Annotated in this window: 22 protein-coding genes and 1 pseudogene; 5 read left to right on the plus strand and 18 right to left on the minus strand. The window is 70.6% G+C overall.

Annotated features, from left to right (window positions below):
* Nucleotides 1-59: 59 nt before the first annotated feature.
* Nucleotides 60-791, minus strand: coding sequence for a ribonuclease PH (rph, locus tag ACFY2Z_RS15695; RefSeq protein ID WP_390744715.1), 732 nt, complete (start codon nucleotides 789-791; stop codon nucleotides 60-62).
* A gap of 96 nt (nucleotides 792-887) precedes the next feature.
* Nucleotides 888-1,121, minus strand: a complete 234-nt coding sequence (locus ACFY2Z_RS15700) for a glucose PTS transporter subunit EIIB (RefSeq protein ID WP_234518547.1) — start codon at nucleotides 1,119-1,121, stop codon at nucleotides 888-890.
* Between the two features lie 366 nt (nucleotides 1,122-1,487).
* On the opposite strand from ACFY2Z_RS15700, the gene ACFY2Z_RS15705 reads away from it, so the two are divergent.
* Complete coding sequence (locus ACFY2Z_RS15705; RefSeq protein WP_390744716.1) at nucleotides 1,488-2,738, plus strand: PTS transporter subunit EIIC; 1,251 nt, start codon at nucleotides 1,488-1,490, stop codon at nucleotides 2,736-2,738.
* A gap of 105 nt (nucleotides 2,739-2,843) precedes the next feature.
* Here the strand turns inward: ACFY2Z_RS15705 and ACFY2Z_RS15710 are convergent, their stop codons facing one another.
* A complete protein-coding gene (locus ACFY2Z_RS15710; RefSeq protein WP_390744717.1) occupies nucleotides 2,844-3,596 on the minus strand; it encodes an MBL fold metallo-hydrolase in 753 nt (250 codons plus the stop codon).
* Between the two features lie 246 nt (nucleotides 3,597-3,842).
* Between ACFY2Z_RS15710 and ACFY2Z_RS15715 the strand changes: the two genes are divergently transcribed.
* The gene (locus tag ACFY2Z_RS15715; protein WP_390744718.1) at nucleotides 3,843-4,280 is read left to right on the plus strand and encodes a type II toxin-antitoxin system PemK/MazF family toxin; all 438 of its coding nucleotides are present in this window, start codon (nucleotides 3,843-3,845) and stop codon (nucleotides 4,278-4,280) included.
* Between the two features lie 24 nt (nucleotides 4,281-4,304).
* On the opposite strand, the gene ACFY2Z_RS15720 is transcribed toward ACFY2Z_RS15715, so the two are convergent.
* The 9 genes and pseudogenes from ACFY2Z_RS15720 to clpS all read right to left on the minus strand — a co-directional run bounded on the left by ACFY2Z_RS15720 (nucleotide 4,305) and on the right by clpS (nucleotide 12,408).
* Nucleotides 4,305-4,844 (minus strand): hypothetical protein, encoded by a 540-nt coding sequence (locus ACFY2Z_RS15720; RefSeq protein WP_390744719.1) that lies wholly within the window; start codon nucleotides 4,842-4,844, stop codon nucleotides 4,305-4,307.
* A 214-nt stretch (nucleotides 4,845-5,058) separates the two neighbouring features.
* Entirely contained in the window at nucleotides 5,059-7,134 is a 2,076-nt protein-coding gene (locus ACFY2Z_RS15725; RefSeq protein WP_390744720.1) for a putative Ig domain-containing protein, read from the minus strand.
* Between the two features lie 391 nt (nucleotides 7,135-7,525).
* A complete protein-coding gene (locus ACFY2Z_RS15730; RefSeq protein WP_390744721.1) occupies nucleotides 7,526-8,476 on the minus strand; it encodes a PLP-dependent cysteine synthase family protein in 951 nt (316 codons plus the stop codon).
* 72 nt (nucleotides 8,477-8,548) lie between these two features.
* Nucleotides 8,549-8,833 (minus strand): annotated as a pseudogene (locus ACFY2Z_RS15735) (MoaD/ThiS family protein); the annotation flags it as partial.
* A 150-nt stretch (nucleotides 8,834-8,983) separates the two neighbouring features.
* A complete protein-coding gene (locus tag ACFY2Z_RS15740; RefSeq protein ID WP_390744722.1) occupies nucleotides 8,984-9,079 on the minus strand; it encodes a putative leader peptide in 96 nt (31 codons plus the stop codon).
* Nucleotides 9,080-9,158: 79 nt separating this feature from the next.
* A complete protein-coding gene (locus ACFY2Z_RS15745; protein ID WP_390744723.1) occupies nucleotides 9,159-9,581 on the minus strand; it encodes a Mov34/MPN/PAD-1 family protein in 423 nt (140 codons plus the stop codon).
* Between the two features lie 75 nt (nucleotides 9,582-9,656).
* On the minus strand, nucleotides 9,657-11,108 hold the full coding sequence (locus ACFY2Z_RS15750) for an amino acid permease (RefSeq protein WP_390744724.1): 1,452 nt from the start codon (nucleotides 11,106-11,108) through the stop codon (nucleotides 9,657-9,659).
* 342 nt (nucleotides 11,109-11,450) lie between these two features.
* Entirely contained in the window at nucleotides 11,451-12,056 is a 606-nt protein-coding gene (locus ACFY2Z_RS15755) for a DUF2017 domain-containing protein (protein ID WP_390744725.1), read from the minus strand.
* A 34-nt stretch (nucleotides 12,057-12,090) separates the two neighbouring features.
* Nucleotides 12,091-12,408 carry an ATP-dependent Clp protease adapter ClpS gene (gene clpS / locus ACFY2Z_RS15760; protein WP_311692363.1) on the minus strand — a complete coding sequence of 106 codons (318 nt, stop codon included), beginning with the start codon at nucleotides 12,406-12,408 and terminating at the stop codon, nucleotides 12,091-12,093.
* A 169-nt stretch (nucleotides 12,409-12,577) separates the two neighbouring features.
* Here clpS and ACFY2Z_RS15765 point away from each other — a divergent pair, with 169 nt between their 5' ends.
* Together ACFY2Z_RS15765 and ACFY2Z_RS15770 are read left to right on the plus strand one after the other, a co-directional pair.
* Nucleotides 12,578-13,906: a nicotinate phosphoribosyltransferase gene (locus ACFY2Z_RS15765; protein WP_390744752.1), complete on the plus strand. Its 1,329-nt coding sequence runs from the start codon at nucleotides 12,578-12,580 to the stop codon at nucleotides 13,904-13,906.
* 200 nt (nucleotides 13,907-14,106) lie between these two features.
* A complete protein-coding gene (locus ACFY2Z_RS15770) occupies nucleotides 14,107-14,691 on the plus strand; it encodes a nicotinamidase (protein WP_390744726.1) in 585 nt (194 codons plus the stop codon).
* Between the two features lie 28 nt (nucleotides 14,692-14,719).
* On the opposite strand, the gene ACFY2Z_RS15775 is transcribed toward ACFY2Z_RS15770, so the two are convergent.
* From ACFY2Z_RS15775 to ACFY2Z_RS15785, 3 genes are all read right to left on the minus strand, one after another.
* The gene (locus ACFY2Z_RS15775) at nucleotides 14,720-15,052 is read right to left on the minus strand and encodes a hypothetical protein (RefSeq protein WP_311692357.1); all 333 of its coding nucleotides are present in this window, start codon (nucleotides 15,050-15,052) and stop codon (nucleotides 14,720-14,722) included.
* A gap of 169 nt (nucleotides 15,053-15,221) precedes the next feature.
* Nucleotides 15,222-15,641, minus strand: coding sequence for a hypothetical protein (locus ACFY2Z_RS15780; RefSeq protein WP_390744753.1), 420 nt, complete (start codon nucleotides 15,639-15,641; stop codon nucleotides 15,222-15,224).
* A complete protein-coding gene (locus ACFY2Z_RS15785) occupies nucleotides 15,631-15,915 on the minus strand; it encodes a hypothetical protein (protein ID WP_390744727.1) in 285 nt (94 codons plus the stop codon). Before ACFY2Z_RS15785 ends, ACFY2Z_RS15780 begins: the two co-directional genes overlap by 11 nt.
* Nucleotides 15,916-16,218: 303 nt before the next feature.
* Between ACFY2Z_RS15785 and ACFY2Z_RS15790 the strand changes: the two genes are divergently transcribed.
* Complete coding sequence (locus ACFY2Z_RS15790; protein WP_390744728.1) at nucleotides 16,219-16,506, plus strand: hypothetical protein; 288 nt, start codon at nucleotides 16,219-16,221, stop codon at nucleotides 16,504-16,506.
* Between the two features lie 145 nt (nucleotides 16,507-16,651).
* Here the strand turns inward: ACFY2Z_RS15790 and ACFY2Z_RS15795 are convergent, their stop codons facing one another.
* The 3 genes from ACFY2Z_RS15795 to ACFY2Z_RS15805 form a co-directional block, all read right to left on the minus strand.
* Nucleotides 16,652-17,401, minus strand: a complete 750-nt coding sequence (locus ACFY2Z_RS15795) for an RDD family protein (protein WP_390744729.1) — start codon at nucleotides 17,399-17,401, stop codon at nucleotides 16,652-16,654.
* A 54-nt stretch (nucleotides 17,402-17,455) separates the two neighbouring features.
* Nucleotides 17,456-18,904 carry an RDD family protein gene (locus ACFY2Z_RS15800; protein ID WP_390744730.1) on the minus strand — a complete coding sequence of 483 codons (1,449 nt, stop codon included), beginning with the start codon at nucleotides 18,902-18,904 and terminating at the stop codon, nucleotides 17,456-17,458.
* Nucleotides 18,905-19,135: 231 nt separating this feature from the next.
* The gene (locus ACFY2Z_RS15805) at nucleotides 19,136-20,542 is read right to left on the minus strand and encodes an FAD-binding oxidoreductase (protein WP_390744754.1); all 1,407 of its coding nucleotides are present in this window, start codon (nucleotides 20,540-20,542) and stop codon (nucleotides 19,136-19,138) included.
* Nucleotides 20,543-20,603 lie beyond the last annotated feature (61 nt).

The following is a 20,603-nucleotide window of genomic DNA, read 5'->3' on the forward strand; positions in this document are numbered from 1 at the left end:
TTGTCCCCGGCGCCCCACCGCGTCGGCTGTGCGGCTACCCCAGAGAACGCCGGACGGCGCTACTCGGTTGCCTCGATGGCCGCACGCTGGATCGCCGTGAGCCGGCCGCAGCCCGCGGCGGCGAGGTCGAGGAGGGCGTTGAGTTCCTCGCGGTCGAACGGCGTCGCCTCGGCCGTGCCCTGGACCTCGACGAATCGGCCGTCGCCGGTGCAGACGACGTTCATGTCGGTCTCGGCCCTGACGTCCTCCTCGTAGCAGAGGTCGAGGAGGGGGACGCCGCCCACGATGCCGACGGAGACGGCGGAGACGGTGCCGGTCAGCGGCTGCCGGCCGGCCTTGACCAGCTTCTTGCGCTGGGCGAAGGCCACGGCGTCGGCCAGTGCCACATAGGCGCCGGTGATCGCGGCGGTGCGGGTGCCGCCGTCCGCCTGGAGGACGTCGCAGTCGAGGACGATGGTGTTCTCGCCGAGCGCCTTGTAGTCGACGACGGCGCGCAGGGAGCGGCCGATGAGGCGGCTGATCTCGTGCGTACGGCCGCCGATCTTGCCCTTGACCGACTCGCGGTCGCCGCGGGTGTTGGTGGAGCGGGGCAGCATGGCGTACTCGGCGGTGACCCAGCCCTCGCCGGTGCCCTTGCGCCAGCGCGGCACGCCCTCGGTGAGGGAGGCGGTGCAGAGGACCTTCGTGTCGCCGAAGGAGACGAGGACGGAGCCCTCGGCGTGCTTGCTCCAGCCGCGCTCGATGGTGATGGGGCGGAGCTGGTCGGGGGTTCGGCCGTCGATTCGAGACATGGGCCCGAGCCTATCCGTACACGGGGAAGGGGCCCCTCCCGCGGTGGAAAGGGCCCCTTCCGGGTGAGTGCCGGACCGTTTCGGTCCCGGGCGGCCTCACATCATGTCTTCGATCTCCGCGGCGATCGGGTCGGCGTCGGTGCCGATGACGACCTGGATGGCGCTGCCCATCTTGACGACGCCGTGGGCGCCGGCGGCCTTGAGGGCGGCCTCGTCGACCAGCGAGGGGTCGTTGACCTCGGTGCGGAGGCGGGTGATGCAGCCCTCGACCTCTTCGATGTTGTCGATGCCGCCGAGCCCGGCAACGATCTTCTCAGCCTTGCTGGCCATGTCTTCTCTCCCTGATCCGAACCGCTTTGTCGCAGTAACCCACAGTTGACCCAACCATGCGAGCGGTCATGCCGTCGGCGACCAAGGGTGCGTTCACGGCAGTGCGACCGTCCGAAAAGCTGGTCTACACCACTGGGGCGGCGGTCGCCAAGCGCGGTTTCCGCCCGAAGGGCGACCATCTCCGGATGTGTCGCATTTCTCCCTCTATGAGCATTGCCCCCGTTATGCGCGAGGCCAGAGAATTCATGGGTTCCTTATCCCGCCTTGACCGTGCTACAACAGGTCTACACCAGTGGTGTAGACCACGCGGGTGCTGTTCATCCCCCTTTCCCGTCCCCCGGCAGCACCCGACCACATGGAGGAACTATGAGCACCGCCACCGCGACGACGGCGGCCCCCGCAAAGAAGCGGGGATCCGGTCTGTTCCAGGGCCTGCAGAAGATCGGCCGCAGTCTTCAGCTCCCGATCGCCGTACTGCCGGCGGCGGGCATTCTCCTGCGACTCGGCCAGCAGGACATCCACGACAAGTTGCACCTGCCCGACAAGGTCACGGCAGTGTTCGCCACAGCTGGTGGGGCGATCTTCGACAACCTGCCGATGCTGTTCTGCATCGGTGTGGCGATCGGCTTCGCCAAGAAGTCCGACGGCTCCACGGCGCTGGCCGCCCTGGTCGGCTTCCTGGTCTACAGCAATGTGCTGAAGGCCTTCCCGGTCACCGAGGCCAAGGTCCAGCCCGGCGCGGACATAGCCGCCACCTACAACAACCCCGGCGTTCTCGGCGGCATCCTGATGGGTCTGCTGGCGGCGGTGCTGTGGCAGCGCTTCCACCGGACCAAGCTGGTCGACTGGCTCGGCTTCTTCAACGGCCGGCGCCTGGTCCCGATCATCATGGCGTTCGTCGGCACGCTGGCCGGCGTCTTCTTCGGCCTCATCTGGGAGCCGATCGGCAAGGGCATCTCCAACTTCGGCGAGTGGATCACCGGTCTCGGCGCCCTGGGCGCGGGTCTGTTCGGTCTGATCAACCGTGCGCTGATCCCGGTCGGCATGCACCAGTTCGTGAACACCGTCTCCTGGTTCCAGATCGGTGACTTCAAGAACTCGGCCGGCCAGGTCGTCCACGGTGACCTCAACCGGTTCTTCGCCGGTGACCCGACCGCCGGACAGTTCATGTCGGGCTTCTTCCCGATCATGATGTTCGGCCTGCCGGCCGCCGCGCTCGCCATCGCGCACGCCGCGCGCCCCGAGCGCCGCAAGGCCGTGCTGGGCATGATGATCTCTCTGGCGCTGACCTCCTTCGTGACCGGTGTGACCGAGCCGATCGAGTTCTCGTTCATGTTCATCGCCCCGGTGCTGTACGCGATCCACGCGGTCCTCACCGCCCTGTCCATGGCCGTCACCTGGGCGCTCGGCGTCCACGCGGGCTTCACCTTCTCCGCGGGCGCCATCGACTACCTGCTCAACTGGAACCTGGCCACCAAGCCCTGGCTGATCATCCCGATCGGCCTGGTGTTCGCGGCGATCTACTACTTCGTCTTCCGCTTCGCGATCACCAAGTTCAACCTCCCCACCCCGGGCCGCGAGCCCGAGGAGGAGGTCGAGGACCTCACCAAGGCGTGAGCGCCCCGAGCGACACGAAGGCCCCGGAACCTCATCAGGGTTCCGGGGCCTTCGGGCGTTCCGGGTCGGTCTCCGCCGCGGCGGTCGGGTCCGTCGGGGCGGTCGCTAGATCTCGTACGACGCCCGTGGCACCGCCAGTTCCACCGGGCCCGAGTAGACCGCGCGGGCGTCGGCCAGGTTGATCTGTGGGTCGGTCCACGGCGGGATGTGGGTGAGGACCAGGCGGCGGGCGCCGGCCCGGGCGGCCGCCTCGCCGGCCTGGCGGCCGTTGAGGTGGAGGTCCGGGATGTCCTCCTTGCCGTGGGTGAACGCGGCCTCGCACAGGAAGAGGTCCGTGTCGCGGGCCAGGGCGTCCAGGGCCTCGCTCACGCCGGTGTCGCCGGAGTACGTGAGCGATCTGCCGCCGCGCTCGACGCGGATCGCGTACGCCTCCACGGGGTGGCGCACACGTTCCGTGTGGACGGTGAAGGGGCCGATCTCGAACGTGCCCGGCTTGACCGTGTGGAAGTCGAAGACCTCGCTCATCGAGGAGGCCGAGGGGGTGTCGGCGTAGGCGGTGGTGAGGCGCTGCTCGGTGCCTTCGGGCCCGTAGACGGGGATCGGGTCCGCGCGGCCGCCGTCGTGACGGTAGTAGCGCGCGACGAAGTAGCCGAGCATGTCGATGCAGTGGTCGGGGTGCAGATGGCTGAGGAAGATCGCGTCGAGGTCGTAGAGACCGCAGTGGCGCTGCAGCTCGCCAAGGGCGCCATTGCCCATGTCGAGGAGCAGCCGGAAGCCGTCGGCCTCGACGAGGTAGCTCGAGCAGGCCGATTCCGCGGACGGGAACGACCCCGAGCAGCCGACGACGGTGAGCTTCATAGAGCTGGAACCTCCGCGTGGCGATAAGTGCAGAAGGCAGGGACGGGTGCGGTGACGGGGGTCGTGCGGTCCGTCGAGCGTAAGGCGCAAAAGGTCGGGTCGCTCCTCCGCCAGGGGCCGTTGTGGGGGAACTCACCTGTGGTGTCACCGGTTCGGCTGGAACGGGGGCGCATGAGGCTTATGAGAGAGCGCACGGGAGTTGAAGAGGGCGGGCATCCCGGCAGACGCGCCGGTACCGTCGTCCCTATGGACACGTCGTGGTGGCTCGCGCTGGCGGCAGTGGTGCTGCTCGCGCTGGTCGCGACGCTCATGGACGGGTGGGGGCGCGGAGGGCGCCGCCGGGTGGCCGCCCGTAGGGCGGGGCGCGCGCGACTGCATCCGCACCCGGCCGAGATCTGGTGGGCGAACGTGCCCTCCCAGGGCCGGGCGGCCGGCCGGGAGCGGCCGTGTCTGGTGCTGACGGTGCACGGGGACAGTGCGACGGTCGCGGGGATCACCAGCAGGTTCCATGACGAGCGCGCGGGGGTGATCCCGTTGCCGCCGGGCACGGTGGCCGATGCTCAGGGCCGGCCGAGCTTCCTGGAGACGGACGATCTGCGGGACGTGCCGCTGTGGGACTTCCGGCGGCGGGTCGGGGTGGTGGACCCCGCGTTGTGGGACCAGGTGCGCTACCTGGCGGGGTGAGCCGGGGGTTTGGGGCGGGCGGTGTCATGGTGTCGCCACCGTGACCGTGACCGACCAGCGCTCGATGCCCAGGCACGATGCCTGGCCGGGGGACTTGGTGCACAGCGGGCGGGTCGCGGTGAGCTGTGCCGTGCCGGGTGCGACCGCCTCGAAGGCGGCGATGGTGGTGCCGGGCGCGCTGCCGATACCGGCGTTGACGGCCTTCAGCGCGCCGCCGTCGGCTTTGACGGGGCTCCAGGGCCGGTCCTTGCTGCCGTCCAGGGTGAGGCGGATCTTCCCGTGTGTGGTCATGCAGACGGTGTGGCCCCGGTCGGCGGCGGTGAGCTGGACCTCGGGGGCGCAGCCCCGGCCGGACGCGGTGGGCGACGGCGAGACGGGGGCGGATGCCGAGGGCGGTGCGGAGGGTGACGCGGACGGGGATGCCGAGGGTGCGGCCGTGGGCCGCGAGGGGGATCCCCCGGTGCCGGCCGCTCCTGAGTGCCCGCCGCCGCAGCCCGCGAGGAGCAGCGTCGCGGCGGCGACGAGAGTGATGGTGATGGTCCCGTGGGGGGTCGTACGGCGCATGGGGCGGCCGCCTTTCCTCAAGCCCGTGCCCTGTGTTCTGGCCCTTGCGCTGCTGTGACGTTCCTGCAGCGCATCAGGATCCCTGTTCCACCGCATCGGGTCCCTGTCTCCAGCGCACCAGCATCCCGGCCGGGCCGCCACCGGGCCCCGAACGGCCGCCGGGCCCCGGCCGCACACGCGGCCGGGGCCCGGCGCACCGAGGTGCGTCACACGGTCAGCTGGTCGTCAGCGCGGTGTCGTCGACGACGAAGCTGGTCTGCAGGGAGGAGTCCTCGGTCCCGCTGAACTTCAACGTGACCGTGGAGCCGGCCAGCGAGGACAGGTCGAAGGACTTCTGGGCGTAGCCCGAGGCGGCGTTGACGTTCGAGTACGTCGCCAGGGACTTGGAGCCCGCGGTCACGGTGAGCTTGTCGTACGCGGTGCTGCCGCTCTCCGCGGTGTCGATGTGCAGGTAGAAGGTGAGCGTGGCCTTGCAGCCGGCCGGGATGGTCACCGACTGGGACAGGGTGTCGGTGTGGGTGGAGCCGTACCCGTCGAGCCAGGCCTTGTAGGAGCCGCTGTGGGCCGCCTCACCGCTGTCGTTGGTGATGACGCCGCTGGTGGCGGTCCAGCTGGTGCTGCCGGACTCGAAGCCGGGGTTGGCGAGCAGCTGGGCGGAGGTGCAGCCGCCGCCCCCGCCGGAGCCGACGGTCCAGGTGAAGGAGGTCGAGCCGGAGGCGCCGGTGGAGTCCTTCGCGGTGACCGTGACCTGGTAGGTGCCCGCGGTGGACGCCGTACCGGTGATCAGGCCGGTGGAGCTGTTGATGGACAGGCCGGTCGGCAGGCCGCTCGCGCTGTAGGTGAGGGACGCGCCCGCGCTGTCGGTGGCCTGGATCTGCAGGCTGACCGAGCCGCCGGTGGTGGTGGACTGGCTGCCGGGGTTGGTGACGGTCACCGTGTTGCCGCTGCTGGAGCCGGCGGTGAAGGCGGCGGTGCCGTTCGGGGTGCCCCAGCCGGTCGGGCCGTCGTAGCCGGTGCCCGCGGTGCAGAAGTACGACGGGGAGCAGCTGCCGTTGTTGCCGCTGGTGACGTCGTACAGGTTGCCGGTGTGCTGGTAGGGGTACTTCGCCGGGTAGTCACCGGAGCCCGGGGTGCCGGCGAGGGCGTAGACGCCGGCGACGATCGGGGAGGAGGCGCTGGTGCCGCCGTAGACCGCCCAGCCGGAGCCGCCGTAGGTGTCGTAGACCGCCACACCGGTGGCCGGGTCGGCGACCGCGGAGACGTCGGCCTCCATGCGCTTCGAGCAGCCGCTGTCGGTCTGCCAGCTCGGCTTCGGGTCGTAGGCGGAGCAACCGGAGCCGGTGCCCTCGGTGGAGCTGGTCTTCCAGACGGACTCGCTCCAGCCGCGGGAGTTGGAGGCGGTGGAGAGTGCGGTGCCGCCCACAGCGGTCACGTACTGGGAGGTCGCCGGGTACTCGGCGCCGTAGGCGGAGTCGCCCGAGGAGACGGTGATCGCGACGCCCGGGTGCTTGAAGTACTGGGTGTCCTCGCTGGTCTGGGCGGAGGACTCGGAGCCGCCCCAGCTGTTGGAGACGAACTTGGCGCCGAGGGCGACGGCCTCGTTCTCCGCGGTGCCGAGGTCGGAGTCGGTCGCGGAGTTGGCCTCGACGAGGATGATGTTGCAGTTGGGGCAGACGGCGCTGACCATGTCGATGTCGAGCGCCTCCTCGCCGGCCCAGCCGCTGTCGTTCGTCGGCAGCGAGGTGGTGGAGCCGGTCTGGCTGACCTGCTTGAAGCAGCCGTTGGCCTTGGTGCAGGACGACAGGCCGTAGGTGGAGCGGTAGGTGGCCAGGTCGGATTCGGCGTTGGGGTCGTTGTACGCGTCGACCACCGCGACCGTGAGGCCGGAGCCGCCCGTCGTGGGCAGGTTGTAGGCGCTGTGCAGGTTGGCCGGGCTCAGGCCGGAGGGCGCGGCGGCCACGGCCGCGGCGAGCCGCTGCTTGATGTCGGTGCGCCGCTGGGCGAAGCAGGACGCGTGGCCGGGGGCCGCGGTGGCGCACAGGTGCTCGGTGGGCACCTTCTGGCCCGCCTTGCCGGTGGCGCGGACTGTCTGCGCCTTGGGGTCGGTCAGCGCCTTGGCGTTCTGGGTGGCGCGGCTGGGGGGCGAGGCTTGCGCGGCGGCGGGGGCGCTGTGGGCCCCGGCTGCCGGCGCCGCCATGAGGCCGGCGACGGTGAGAGCTAGAGCAGGGACGGCGGCGGTGAGGAGTCTTCGAAGGCTCCGTCGCCGCTTGCTCGGGCGTGACTCACGCATGGGGTGCTGCCTCTCTCGGTTTGAGGCCGGCGCCGCGCAGACCTGGGTGGGGCCGTACGCGGAGCCACAGCCGGAAGTGGGGATTCACGAGCTGGGTGACACACCGTGACGCGCGTAGCGGCGGCGGGACGCGCGATCATGGGCATGACACATCGAACACCTTGAACACCCCGATGCGCCGAGTGAGCGTGACATGTCAGGGTGCGGGCAGAACGTAGCCCGGCGCGGACAAGGCGGGCAGTCCCCCAAGAGAGTTTTTGCCGCTAAATGAGCAGCGCTTAGCCCCTGCATAGGAGGGGGTTGGCGTGTTGATGGCGGGCCGGGCCCCTCACGGGAGGGGAAATGCACCGTGCCGGGAGGGGCCGGGCCCTGGACGCAGGGGGTCGGGGCCTCAGGCCCAGAGCTGCCCATGCAGCGTCTCGATCGCCTCTTCCGTGGTGGCCGCCGTGTAGACGCCCGTCGACAGGTACTTCCAGCCGCCGTCGGCCACGACGAAGACGATGTCGGCGCTCTCGCCCGCCGCCACGGCCTTCTTCCCGACGCCGATGGCGGCGTGCAGTGCGGCGCCCGTGGAGACGCCCGCGAAGATGCCCTCCTGCTGGAGGAGTTCACGGGTACGGGTCACCGCGTCCGCCGAGCCGACCGAGAAGCGGGTGGTCAGCACCGACGCGTCGTACAGCTCCGGCACGAAGCCCTCGTCGAGGTTGCGCAGCCCGTACACCAGGTCGTCATACCGGGGCTCAGCCGCGACGATCCTCACGTCCGGCTTGTGCTCGCGCAGATAGCGGCCCACACCCATCAGCGTGCCGGTGGTGCCGAGACCGGCCACGAAGTGCGTGACGGACGGAAGGTCGGCGAGGATCTCGGGGCCGGTCGTCGCGTAGTGGGCGCCCGCGTTGTCCGGGTTGCCGTACTGGTAGAGCATCACCCAGTCCGGGTGCTCGGCCGCCAGCTCCTTGGCGACGCGCACCGCGGTGTTGGAACCGCCCGCGGCCGGGCTGGAGATGATCTCGGCGCCCCACATGCCCAGCAGGTCCCGGCGCTCCTGGGAGGTGTTCTCCGGCATCACGCACACCATGCGGTAGCCCTTGAGCTTGGCCGCCATGGCCAGGGAGATGCCCGTGTTGCCCGAGGTGGGTTCCAGGATCGTGCAGCCGGGGGTGAGCCGGCCGTCCTTCTCCGCCTGCTCGATCATGTGCAGCGCGGGCCGGTCCTTGACCGAGCCGGTCGGGTTGCGGTCCTCCAGCTTGGCCCAGATACGGACCTCGGGGGACGGCGACAGCCGCGGCAGGCGCACCAAGGGGGTGTTGCCCACCGCGGCCAGCGGGGAGTCGTAGCGCATAGGTGATCAGCGACCGTCAGCCATGCCGGCCCGTCGTCCGGCCGCGATCCCGGCCGGACGCGGCTTCGCCGCGGCAGAACCTCCGGCCACGGCCGGCAGGATCGTCACGTTGTCGCCGTCGGCGACCTTGGTGTTGATGCCGTCGAGAAAGCGGACGTCCTCGTCGTTCAGATAGACGTTCACAAAGCGGCGCAGCTCTCCGCCGGCGGCCTCGTCCACGATGCGGGCCTGGATGCCCGTGTGACGGGTCTCGAGGTCGGCGAACAGCTCGGCGAGGGTCTCCCCGTTGCCCTCGACGGCCTTCTGGCCGTCGGTGTACTGGCGGAGGATGGTGGGGATGCGGACCTCGATGGCCATGGCTTGGGACTCCTGTCGGGAGAAGTGAGGTCGGTGGGCGCGCGGCAGCGCGAAGATCGAGGGCTACGCCGGGTGCGGCTCCCCACGGTCCCGGCCGGGCCGGCCGCAGGGGTGCCCCATCGGCTCACGGCCGTACGGCGGCAGGCCGCGTCAACAGATGGCGCTGCTCAGCCTGCACAGGTCGACGTGCAGCCGCGCCACGAGCAGTGCGCCCGGCGTCTTCTTGCTCACGTCGTGGAAAACCATGGGGTCATCGTATCGATTCCCGTGCCGGTGCCCGGAGTGTGATCTCGCATGGTGGATGGGTTCTGCCCGCATCACGGGATCAGTAGCTCTCCACCACGGTGACCTCCTCCTCCGTGACCTCGCCCTCCACGATCCGGAAGGAGCGGAACTGGAAGGGGCCCGCGCCGTCCGTGTCGGCGGTGGAGACCAGGACGTAATGGGCGCCCGGCTCGTTGGCGTAGCTGATGTCCGTGCGGGACGGGTAGGCCTCGGTCGCGGTGTGGGAGTGGTAGACGACCACGGGCTCCTCGTCGCGGTCGTCCATCTCCCGGTACAGCTTGAGCAGATCGCCGGAGTCGAACTCGTAGAACGTGGGCGAGCGGGCCGCGTTCAGCATCGGGATGAAGCGCTCGGGGCGGCCGGAGCCCACCGGGCCCGCGACCACGCCGCACGCCTCGTCGGGGTGGTCCTCGCGGGCGTGGGCGACGATCCGGTCGTACAGGTCCTGGGTGATGGTCAGCATGACCGCCAGGATAGGAGAAGGGCCGTTCCGTACCGAGCGGTGGTACGGAACGGCCCACATGGTGAGCTACGAGGCTCAGCCGACCTTTTCCGGCTGCGGCTCGCGGCGCTGGGTGACCTCGGGGCTGCGGGCCTTCAGCACGGCCCAGCCGATGCCGAGGGCGGCGGCCCAGACCGCCATCACGTACAGGCAGGTACGGGAGTCGTGGTCGTAGGCGATCAGGCCGGTGACGAACACCAGGAACGCGATGGCGATCCAGCTGCACACCGCGCCGCCCGGCGCCGGGAAGGCGGAAGCGGGCAGCCGGCCCGCGGCGACCGCGCGGCGGTACAGCACATGGCTGATCAGGATCATCAGCCAGGTCCAGATGCCGGCCGCGGTCGCCACCGAGGTGACGTACCCGAAGGCCTTCTCCGGGACGATGTAGTTCAGGATCACGCCGATGCCCATGAAGGCGACGGAGACCGTGATGCCGAGCGCCGGGGTCTTGGACTCGGACAGCTTGCTGAAGGCCTTGGGGGCCTCACCGTTGTCCGCGAGGGTGCGCAGCATACGGCCCGTGGAGTACATGCCGGAGTTGCAGGACGACAGGGCCGCGGTGAGCACCACGAAGTTGACGATGCCGGCGCCGGCCGGGATGCCGATGACCGCGAAGGCCTTCACGAAGGGGCTGACGCCCGCCGCGAACTGGGTCCACTTCACCACGCACAGGATCACGGTGAGGGCACCGACGTAGAAGAGCGCGATGCGCCAGGGCAGGGTGTTGATCGCCTTCGGGAGGGTCTTCTCCGGGTTCTCGGACTCGCCCGCCGTCACACCGACCAGCTCGACGGCGAGGTAGGCGAACATCACGCCCTGCAGGGTCATCAGGGAGGAGCCGACACCCTTGGGGAAGAAGCCGTCGAACTGCCAGAGGTTGGAGACCGACGCGGTGTCGCCCGCCGCGCTGAAGCCGAAGGTCAGCACGCCCAGACCGATCACGATCATGCCGATCAGGGCGGTGACCTTGACCATCGAGAACCAGAACTCGATCTCGCCGAACACCTTCACCGAGATCAGGTTGGCGACGAACAGGACCACCAGGAAGACCAGGGCGGTCACCCATCGCGGGATCGACGGGAACCAGTAGTCGACGTAGATCGCGGCGGCCGTCAGCTCGGCCATACCGGTCACGACCCACATCAGCCAGTACGTCCAGCCGGTGAAGAAGCCGAAGAACGGGCCGAGGAACTCGCGGGAGTACTCCGCGAAGGAGCCCGAGACCGGGCGGTACAGGAGCAGCTCACCGAGCGCCCGCATGATGAAGAAGATGATGACGCCCGCGAGGGCGTACATCAGGATGAGGCTGGGTCCGGCCTTGGCGATGTTCGCCCCGGCCCCCAGGAACAGGCCGACGCCGATGGCGCCACCGATCGCGATCATCTGGACCTGACGGCTGCCGAGCCCGCGCTCGTACCCCTCCTCGGGGGCATCGCCGCCCACGGCCTCACTGCCGTCGTACTGCTTCCCGACCTGCGATGAGGTCATGTTGGATGCGCCTTTCTCCACGCCGATCCGAGCCAGTGCCATGGCGTCGGATCGGGTTCCGATCCCCCCGGATGTGATGGAGCTGTGCCTGGCCGGCGATCCGCCGGCTCGGTGGCGCACCCGAGCGGACGTGGGTGGTGTCCGTCGGGCGGTCGTGAAGATTTATCACGGCCGCAACATTGATCGGCGGTGTGACATGTGACGCACCGCACGGGAAGAAGCGGACAAAGAGGAGCCGAGGCGGACAAACACGGCCGCAACGGTGACGCGATCGTTATCCGGATCTGAGCGTCCTCTGAGCGAACGCCGGACGACGGCCCGGCGCGGAACGGATTCCGCGGTTCAGGGCATAAGGGTCGTGACGAGGGTTTCCTGGAGGCCACCGAGCCACAGATAGGCCATCACCATCGGCTTGCGCGGGTCGTCGTCCGGCAGCTCGTAGAGGTGGTCGGTGTCCTCCTCGTCGACGATCTCCAGCCGGGAACCGATCGCCAGGCGCAGGTCGTTGAGGGCGCTGAGCCACTGCTCGGAGTCGCCGCGCGTCAGCTTCAGGACCCCGCCCTCCCCGCTCACCGAGGTCAGGCCGTCCAGGGAACGGATCACCGCGAGGGCGCTCTCGCGCTTGCGCGCGCGCAGGTCGTTCTCGGTGAAACGGCGGAACTCGGCGGAATGGGCGCGCCGCTCGTCGGCCTCCTCGGGCGAGGCCGACTCGCTGCCGGGGCCGCCGTAGGCGTCCGGGAACAGACGGCGCAGCACCGGGTCGGAGGGCGGTTCGCTCGGGCCCTCCGCGAACAGCTCGGCGAGCGGGTCGTCGGGCGCGTCCTCGGCCGGGCCCGGCCCGATGAGCTCGAGCAGCTGGACGGCCAGCGATCGGATGATGGAGATCTCGACGTCGTCGAGCGCGACGGCCGCGCCGCCGCCGGGGAGCGGTTCGAAGTGTCCTGGCATGGGTCTTTTCGCTGCTTGACGGGTCTGCGGCTCGCTACTTGCGGTCCTGCTGAAGGGTGGCCCACAGACCGTAGCCGTGCATGGCCTGGACGTCGCGCTCCATCTCCTCGCGCGTCCCGCTGGAGACCACCGCCCGGCCCTTGTGATGGACGTCGAGCATGAGCTTGGTGGCCTTGTCCTTGGTGTAGCCGAAGTACGACTGGAAGACGTAGGTCACATAGCTCATGAGGTTGACCGGGTCGTTGTGAACGATCGTCACCCAGGGGACGTCCGGTTCCGGGACGGCGAACTGTTCCTCCGCCGACTCGGTCTTTTCGATCTCAAGAGGTGCGGGAGCCGTCACACGGCCCATGCTGCCATCTCAAGGGGGGGCTCGCACAAACGGACACCCGCACCACCACCTAAATCGTCAGACTGACGAGATGGGAGTACGATCGGCCGTCGTGTTGTTCACCCGTGGGGACAACCCCCGAGCCCCCGGCAGACACTGGGGATACCGACACATGTACGAGGAGAGCATGGTGGGCGTAGCGGATCTCGGATTGCCGGTGGACGTACCGTCGACGGCGCTCTTCACCGACCACTACGAGCTGACGATGCTGAAGGCCGCCCTCGCGGGGGGTACCGCCGAGCGGCGCTCCGTCTTCGAGGTCTTCACCCGGCGGCTGCCCGAGGGCCGCCGCTACGGCGTGGTGGCCGGCACCGGGCGCGTCCTGGACGCGGTCGAGAACTTCCGCTTCGACGCCGGCGTCCTCGGCTTCCTGCGGGAGCGCGGGATCGTCGACGAGGACACGCTCCACTGGCTCGCCGGGTACCGCTTCAGCGGGGACATCTGGGGCTACCCGGAGGGCGAGGTGTACTTCCCGGGCTCGCCGATCATGCGGGTCGAGGGCTCCTTCGCCGAGTGCGTGCTCCTGGAGACCGTGATCCTGTCGATCCTCAACCACGACTCCGCCGTGGCGGCCGCCGCCTCCCGTATGTCCTCCGCCGCCGACGGCCGGCCGCTGATCGAGATGGGCGCCCGCCGCACCCATGAGCTGGCCGCCGTGGCCGCCGCGCGGGCCGCGTACGTCGGCGGCTTCACCTCCACCTCCGACCTGGCGGCCGGGTTCCGCTACGGGATCCCGACGGTCGGGACGTCCGCGCACGCCTTCACGCTGCTGCACGACCGGGAGCGGGACGCCTTCCAGGCCCAGGTGGCGTCGATGGGCCGGGGCACCACCCTGCTGGTGGACACCTACGACGTCACCGAGGCCGTTCGGGTGGCCGTGGAGATCGCCGGGCCCGAGCTGGGCGCCGTCCGTATCGACTCCGGTGATCTGCTGCTGGTCGCGCACCGGGTCCGGCAGCAGCTCGACGAGCTGGGCGCGACCAAGACGAAGATCATCGTGACCTCCGACCTGGACGAGTACGCGATCGCCTCGCTGCGGGCGGCCCCCGTGGACGCGTACGGCGTCGGCACCCAGGTGGTGACGGGCTCCGGCCACCCCACCTGCTCGATGGTCTACAAGCTGGTCGCCCGGGCCGAGTCGGCCGACCCGAAGGCACCGCTGGTGCCGGTCGCGAAGAAGTCGACCGGCGGCAAGACGTCCATGGGCGGGCGCAAGTGGGCCGCCCGCCGGCTCGACGAGCACGGGGTGGCGGAGGCCGAGGTCATCGGCACCGGGCCGGTGCCGGACGCGCTCGTGGACCGGCAACTGCTGGTCGAGCTGGTCAAGGGCGGCCAGGTCGTCGCCCGCGAGCCGCTGGACGTCGTCCGCGACCGGCACATCACCGCACGCGCCGATCTGCCGCTGTCGGCGACCCAGTTGTCGCGTGGGGAACCCGTGCTTCCGACCGAGTACGTGTAAGACAGCGGTATGACCGTCCCCCGGACGCATGAGCATGCGGCCGGGGGGAATGCAACGGCAGCGCACCCACGCACCCGACCGACCATCACGTGCCCCCTCCCGCCCGCCCCTCGAAGTCTCTAGGCTCGGTAGTTCGTACAGACGGCCGGGCCCCGCACCCCTCCGCTGTCGAACCGCTGCCGACCCTAAGGACACCGACCATGCGCCGCGCCTTGATCGTCGTAGACGTGCAGAACGACTTCTGTGAAGGCGGCAGCCTCGCGGTGGCCGGAGGGGCCGATGTGGCCGCCGCGATCACCGAGCTGATCGGTCAGGCCCCCGCCGGGTACCGCCATGTCGTCGCCACCCGGGACCACCACATCGCCCCGGGCGGGCACTTCGCCGACAACCCCGACTATGTGCGCTCGTGGCCCGCCCACTGTGTGGCCGGCACCGAGGGCGTCGGTTTCCACCCCAACTTCGCCCCGGCGGTCGCCTCCGGCGCGATCGACGCCGTCTTCGACAAGGGCGCGTACTCGGCGGCGTACAGCGGGTTCGAGGGGGTCGACGAGAACGGGCAGTCGCTGGCCGACTGGCTGCGGGCCCGGGAGATCGACGAGGTGGACGTGGTGGGCATCGCCACGGACCACTGTGTGCGTGCCACCGCACTGGACGCCGCACGGCACGGCTTCCGCACCCAGGTGCTGCTGGACCTGACCGCCGGGGTGTCCGAGGAGAGCACCGAGCGGGCGCTCGAGGAGCTCCGGGAGGCCGGGGTGGAGCTGTCCGGCAAGCCCGTGGTGTAGCCCCGGCGGGCCGTGGTCCGGCCCCGGCTCACGCCTGCGCCGTCTTCTGCCGCAGCAGGGCCCGGATCGGGTGCCACAGCTCCTGCGACAGCTCCTGGCCCGTGCTCTCCGGGGCCGTGCGCCATATCAGGCCGTCGGGGTGGTGCAGGACCGCCGTGATCTCGTCGGGGGTCGGCGGGGCCGCGTTGCCGCGCAGATACACGGCGCGCAGTCCCAGATTACGCAGGCGCGTCAGCGCCCGGGCGCGGTTCTGGGCGAGCACGAGCACACGGACGAAGCCGCCCGCCGAGCCCGGGCTGGGCAGGTTCAGCGCCACCACCACGCTGCCGCTCGGCAGCTTGCAGAAACCTCCTGCGGCCATGCCTTGTCACACCCCCGTGAGAACCGACGTCAATAAGAGAGCCACAGGACGCACCTAAACACGATCGGCCGCGACCCGCCAGAGGGTCGCGGCCGATCATGCGTTGAGCTGCGGAAACGATGCTCAGCTTGTGAGCGGTTCCACTCCGGAGAAGATCATCCGGGGGTCGTCACCGGGACGGCCGCACCGCCACCGTCAGTACGCTGCCGTTCTTGCTCTGCCGCAGGAGCCTGATGAAGACGGCGGAACCGTCGGCGGTGATGGCGAGGTCGTCGGCCGTGAAGCCCTTCTTCGCCACGCCGGTGCCGGTGGTGCAGCGGAAGCGCAGCTTGATCTTCTGACCGGCGCAGGCGTCCAGCGGGTGGACGAGGTCGGCGTAGCCGTCGAGGGTGCCGGTGAGCGCGGGCTGGTCGCTCGCGTCGCGCGGGATCGCGGCACCGTTCACGGTGCCGTACACCGGCTTCCAGGTGGCGCCGCCGTCCGTCGAGACCAACGTGTACAGGAAGTCGTAGTTCTGCTCGATGTGGTAGTAGCCCTTGAGGGACAGCGCGGCCGACGACTTGCCGGTCAGGTCGACATCACGGGTCAGCGTGTTGTCGAGGCCGTTGCCGCTGCCGCTCCGCCCCTGGTACGAGCCGCTCGCCGGGGGGGATCAGCTCCGTGGTGACGGTCTTCTTCGGCAGCGTGACGAGCACCGCCTGCGGGTCCTCGGTGTTGAACTCCCAGTGCCCGATCTTCGTCAGCGACGTGGCCCGGGAGGTGACGGTCCGGTAGTTAAGAACGAGATGTTCAGTATTCGAACACCATGCGAACGGCGCACGACCGAAGCCGGACGGCTTGCAGACGGCATAGTCACCCGTCAACCGGCGCGCGGAACTGTCCAGTTGGCGGACTGCATGACTCCGTGCGCCCCCAATGCATCGGCACCGTGGGTTAGGTCACGCTTACCGGCCGTTCCCATCGGGCATGCAGGCGAATAGAGTCGACAGGCGGAACGTCGGAACGGCGACGGATTGCCCTGTCGACACCGTTGTCACCCCACGATTCTTAGCTCCGCCCCAAGTGCCCCACAGGCGCCAGCAGTTGTCAGCAGTCGTCAGCAGTTATCCGCATCCTCCCCCATCGCGAGAGGCACGGGGGGAGGCCTCCACCCCCGAGGAATGGCCATGCCTCGTCCGAACACCGCACAGCTCGCCTACGGTTCCTGCACCGTGATCTTCTCGACCCTCGCCATGCTGTTGCTGTCCCAGACGAGTTCGGCCCTGGGGATCACCGTGATCGCCCTCGCGGCTCTCGCCCTCGGACTCCTCGTCGCCGTGACGGTCCCCCTGCCGAGGTCCGCAGCGGCCGCCGGGCGGCCCGCCGAACGGCAGCCGGCCGCGGCCGTGCGCCCGACGGCGTCCGTCGGATCCGCCGCGTCCGCCGAGTCCGCGCACGAGCCGGCGAACCCCTGAACCGGGCGCCGTGCCCCCTGCACCGCGCAGACCCCACGCATGGACGCGCCCTCTCGTCGAGCGGACATGAACCGGCGGGCCCCGCAGCACGGGCCCGCCGTTTCATACGTACGCCGCCGCCGTCGTGCTCATCCCCCAGGACCGCTCAGACCGTACTGACCTCCACGGTCCTGGCCGCCTTGTCGTGCAGCCCCTGCTTGTAGGGGCGGTCGAAGAAGCTCCAGCCGCCGCAGATCGCCGTCCAGATGCAGAGACAGCAGAAGGCGAACGGCAGCCACAGCACGGCCGCGCGAATCAGTGAGGCCTGCACGGAAGGGTTGGAGCCGTCCGCCAGGTTGGCCACCCGCATGTTCAGCAGCCGCTTGCCGATCGTCTGGCCCGACCTGGAGATCAGCACGGTGTCGTACGCGATGTAGAGCACGGCGGCGATCACGGACTGGCCGACGGATCTGCCGTACTCGGCCCTGCCCGTCTCCACGCTGTACTCGGAGGTGTGGAACACCCAGGACAGCAGCCAGACGGCCACCCCCACGATGATCATGTCGATGATCCGGGCGAGCACGCGTTTGCCGCTGTCGGCCAGCGGAGGCATCCCGGCGAGGGGGTCCGTGCCACCAGGGCCGTACGGTCCTCCGGCGCCGTAGGGGCCGCCTCCGGGGGGCGGGGGTGCGCCGTAGGGGCCGCCTCCGGGCGGGGGCGGCCCGTACGGGGGCTCGCCGCCGGGTGGAGGTGGGGCGCCCGGCGGGGGTTCACCGCCGTACGAGGGACCGCCGCCGTGCTCCGGGCTCCCGTGCGGGCCGGGGCCGCCGCCCTCGGAGGACGGGGGCTGCTGCTTTCTGAACGGGTCGTCCCCCGGAGAGTCCCCGGAGCCGGGGGGCGGCGGTTCGGTGCTCATGGCCCGAGTCGACCGCGAACCCCGCCGCTCCGCATCCGTAGAGGTCCGTCCGGGTCAGCCCGCCACGAACGTGTGTGCGGCCTTGTCGTGCCAGCACTGGCGCCAGGGACGGTCGAACATGCACCACAGGACACCGACGACACCGACACCCAGCACACCCGGAATGCTGTAGACCAGCCAGCGACGCAGGGCCGGCCCGAAGGCCGGCGGCTCATGGCCCTCGATGTCCCGCACCTCGAGTCCGCACAGCTTCTTGCCGAGCGTGCTGCCCCACCGGGCGGTGGGCAGCACCTCGTAGAGCACACCGAAGCCGAGCAGCACGGCGAGCACGATGCCGAGATAGACCGAGGTCGTGCCGTCCAGCAGCCAGACCGTGACGGTCCGCCCGGACAGCCGGGCCGCGTCGATCTTGCCGTTGATGTGGTCGATCGCCTTGCCGGCCAGCGGGACCGCGGCCGCACCCGTGACCGCCGCCAGGACCAGGGTGTCCAGCAGCCGGGCGGCCAGCCGCTTGCCGAGGCCCGCGGGCCGGGCCGCCGCCTGCGCCCGGGCGGCCGCCAGGAACGGGTCGTCCACCGGCGGCTTCCACGGAGCGGGCGGCCGGTCGCTGCCGTCCGCGAGCTGGTGCACCTGCTGCGCCCAGGAGGGCTGGCCACCGCCGGGTCCCGCGGTCATGGGCGCGCCGGGTCCCGTCGCGGGACCGGACTGCTGCGGCAGGCTCGCCGCCGGTTGCTGGGAGAGCGAGCCGGCCTGCTGCGGGACCGGCGCCCCCGCCGCGGGCGCCCGGGGCGCCGGGGCCGGCTGGGCCTGGGGCGCCGGGGCCGCCCGCGGCGGGGTGACCTTCGGCGCCTCCGGGTCCAGGCCGAGCGCCTGGCGGGCGGCGGCCTGGGCGTCAGGCGTACGCGCGGCGGACTGACCCGTGGCGGAACCGGCCGCCCCCGCGCTTCTGCTCTGCTCCCCCGTGCGCGGGGAGAGCGCACGGATCGTCATGGTGCTCTCGGTGGGGGCGGGTTCCTCGGCGCCCGGGGCGGATCCGGTCGCGGCGGGCGGGACGGTGGCGGTGCCGTCCGTCCGGTTCGCCCTGGCGTCGGGCGCACCCGCGCCCGGCAGCCGCGGGTCGGCGGCCTCGGCCGCGCCCCAGGACACCCGGCGGTCCGGCTCGCCGCCGAACCCGGACTGCCGGGAGCGGTCGGCGCCCCAGGCCGAGGCGGGCTCCTGGCGGTTGTCGTGCGAGGCCTGCGCCGCGCCTCCGGACGCACTCGCCGGATCGGCCCGGCCGACCGGGTCCTCGTCGAAGAAGTGCGGGCCCGTCGCCTCCACGGAGGGCTCCGCGGGGCCCGCGCCGGGCGGGGCCGGGGCTGTGCCGTCGGCGGGTGCCGGCCGACTGGTGCCGGGTACCCAGGCGACCCCGTTCCAGTACCGGACGTATCCGGGAATGGACGGATCCGGGTAGTACCCTTCGCGGGGCCTGTCGTCACCGGGTGCCGGGGTGGGGGCGCTCATGTCCGTCGTCCCGTATCTGCTCGGGGGGTTGTCTGGGCATCCACAGCTTTGTGTGGGCATCCACATCTATCAGAAGCGGGCAGGCAGTACGGCCTCTCCGGCCGTACCCACCCCTTTCCGGGCGATAGCGCGCACGCCCTTCACATACCCGGAACACACGCCGAAAGAAAGTTCTCGTAAACGCGCGTTCGTACCAGCGGGCCCTTCCGTGGGCTCTCCTGCGGGCTCGGCTCAGAAGACCTTGCCCGGGTTCAGGATGCCCAGGGGGTCGAAGACCTGTTTGATCGCCCGATGCGTCTCCACGCCCACCGGGCCGATCTCGCGGGCCAGCCACTCCCTCTTCAGCAGGCCCACCCCGTGCTCGCCGGTGATGGTTCCGCCGAGTTCCAGGCCGAGTTGCATGATCTCGTCGAAGGACTCGCGGGCGCGCCGCGACTCGTCGGGGTCCTGGGCGTCGAAGCAGACGGTCGGGTGGGTGTTGCCGTCGCCCGCGTGCGCGCAGACCCCGATGGTGAGCCCGTGCTTCCCGGCGATCCGCTCGACCCCTTCGAGCATGTCGCCGAGCCGGGAGCGGGGCACGCACACGTCGTCGATCATCGTCGTGCCCTTGACCGCCTCCAGCGCGGTGAGCGACAGACGGCGCGCCTTCAGCAGGAGTTCGGACTCGGCCGCGTCGTCGGCCGGGACGACCTGGGTGGCGCCCGCGGCCTCGCACAGCGCGCCGACCGCAGCGAGGTCGGCGGTCGGGTCCGGGGTGTCGAAGGCGACGAGCAGCAGGGCCTCGGTGGATTCCGGCAGGCCCATGTGCGCGAGGTCGTTGACGGCCTTGAGAGTCGTACGGTCCATCAGTTCGAGCAGGGACGGCACATGCCTGGCCGTCATGATCCGGCAGACGGCGTCGCAGGCGTCGGCCGCCGACGCGAACTCCGCGGCCAGCACCAGCTGTTGGGGCGGCTTCGGCTTCAGGGCGAGGACCGCGCGGACCACGATGCCGAGCGAGCCCTCGGAGCCGACGAAGAGGCGGGTGAGGTCGTATCCGGCGACGCCCTTGGCGGTGCGGCGGCCGGTGGACAGCAGACGCCCGTCGGCGAGCACGACGTCGAGGCCGAGGACGTACTCGGCCGTGACCCCGTACTTGACGCAGCACAGGCCGCCGGAGGCCGTGCCGATGTTGCCGCCGATCGTGCACATCTCCCAGCTGGAGGGGTCCGGCGGGTAGAAGAGGCCGTGTTCCCCCACCGCGTGGGAGAGCGTGGCGTTGATGACGCCGGGCTCGACCACGGCGATGCGGTCGACCGGATTGATCTCCAGGATCCGGTCCATCTTGGTGAGCGAGAGCACGATGCAGCCGTCGGAGGCGTTCGCGCCGCCCGACAGTCCGGTGCGGGCGCCCTGCGGGACGACCGGGATCCGCAGGTCGGTGGCGGTCCGCAGGACGTGCTGGACCTGCTCGACGGTGCGCGGCAGCACGACCACGGCCGGGGTGCCGGCCGCGCAGAAGCTCGCCATGTCGTGTCCGTACGAGGCCGTGACGTCGGGATCGGCCAGGACGGCCGCGTCGGGCAGGCCCGCTCGGAGGCGGTCGAGGAGATCGCCGGTGACTTCGTCGCGCGGGGCTTCGATACGGCTCATGATCACAGCGTCGCACTCGGGGGCGGCGGTGGGAACCCCCACGGAAACCCTCACGAGGACGCCCGCC

The organism is Streptomyces sp. NPDC001222, from assembly GCF_042896945.1.
Taxonomy (GTDB): Bacteria; Actinomycetota; Actinomycetes; order Streptomycetales; family Streptomycetaceae; genus Streptomyces; species Streptomyces gibsoniae.

What these genes read in the sequence shown, in the direction of transcription:
- ACFY2Z_RS15705 (WP_390744716.1), top strand. Translation starts at nt 1,488, where the DNA reads ATGAGCACCGCCACCGCGACGACGGCGGCCCCCGCAAAGAAGCGGGGA.
- ACFY2Z_RS15800 (WP_390744730.1), bottom strand. Translation starts at nt 18,904, where the DNA reads ATGAGCGCCCCCACCCCGGCACCCGGTGACGACAGGCCCCGCGAAGGG.
- ACFY2Z_RS15715 (WP_390744718.1), top strand. Translation starts at nt 3,843, where the DNA reads ATGGACACGTCGTGGTGGCTCGCGCTGGCGGCAGTGGTGCTGCTCGCG.
- rph (WP_390744715.1), bottom strand. Translation starts at nt 791, where the DNA reads ATGTCTCGAATCGACGGCCGAACCCCCGACCAGCTCCGCCCCATCACC.
- ACFY2Z_RS15795 (WP_390744729.1), bottom strand. Translation starts at nt 17,401, where the DNA reads ATGAGCACCGAACCGCCGCCCCCCGGCTCCGGGGACTCTCCGGGGGAC.
- ACFY2Z_RS15755 (WP_390744725.1), bottom strand. Translation starts at nt 12,056, where the DNA reads ATGCCAGGACACTTCGAACCGCTCCCCGGCGGCGGCGCGGCCGTCGCG.
- ACFY2Z_RS15770 (WP_390744726.1), top strand. Translation starts at nt 14,107, where the DNA reads ATGCGCCGCGCCTTGATCGTCGTAGACGTGCAGAACGACTTCTGTGAA.
- ACFY2Z_RS15730 (WP_390744721.1), bottom strand. Translation starts at nt 8,476, where the DNA reads ATGCGCTACGACTCCCCGCTGGCCGCGGTGGGCAACACCCCCTTGGTG.
- ACFY2Z_RS15790 (WP_390744728.1), top strand. Translation starts at nt 16,219, where the DNA reads ATGCCTCGTCCGAACACCGCACAGCTCGCCTACGGTTCCTGCACCGTG.
- ACFY2Z_RS15775 (WP_311692357.1), bottom strand. Translation starts at nt 15,052, where the DNA reads ATGGCCGCAGGAGGTTTCTGCAAGCTGCCGAGCGGCAGCGTGGTGGTG.
- ACFY2Z_RS15710 (WP_390744717.1), bottom strand. Translation starts at nt 3,596, where the DNA reads ATGAAGCTCACCGTCGTCGGCTGCTCGGGGTCGTTCCCGTCCGCGGAA.
- ACFY2Z_RS15725 (WP_390744720.1), bottom strand. Translation starts at nt 7,134, where the DNA reads ATGCGTGAGTCACGCCCGAGCAAGCGGCGACGGAGCCTTCGAAGACTC.
- ACFY2Z_RS15700 (WP_234518547.1), bottom strand. Translation starts at nt 1,121, where the DNA reads ATGGCCAGCAAGGCTGAGAAGATCGTTGCCGGGCTCGGCGGCATCGAC.
- clpS (WP_311692363.1), bottom strand. Translation starts at nt 12,408, where the DNA reads ATGGGCCGTGTGACGGCTCCCGCACCTCTTGAGATCGAAAAGACCGAG.
- ACFY2Z_RS15720 (WP_390744719.1), bottom strand. Translation starts at nt 4,844, where the DNA reads ATGCGCCGTACGACCCCCCACGGGACCATCACCATCACTCTCGTCGCC.
- ACFY2Z_RS15750 (WP_390744724.1), bottom strand. Translation starts at nt 11,108, where the DNA reads ATGACCTCATCGCAGGTCGGGAAGCAGTACGACGGCAGTGAGGCCGTG.
- ACFY2Z_RS15740 (WP_390744722.1), bottom strand. Translation starts at nt 9,079, where the DNA reads ATGGTTTTCCACGACGTGAGCAAGAAGACGCCGGGCGCACTGCTCGTG.
- ACFY2Z_RS15745 (WP_390744723.1), bottom strand. Translation starts at nt 9,581, where the DNA reads ATGCTGACCATCACCCAGGACCTGTACGACCGGATCGTCGCCCACGCC.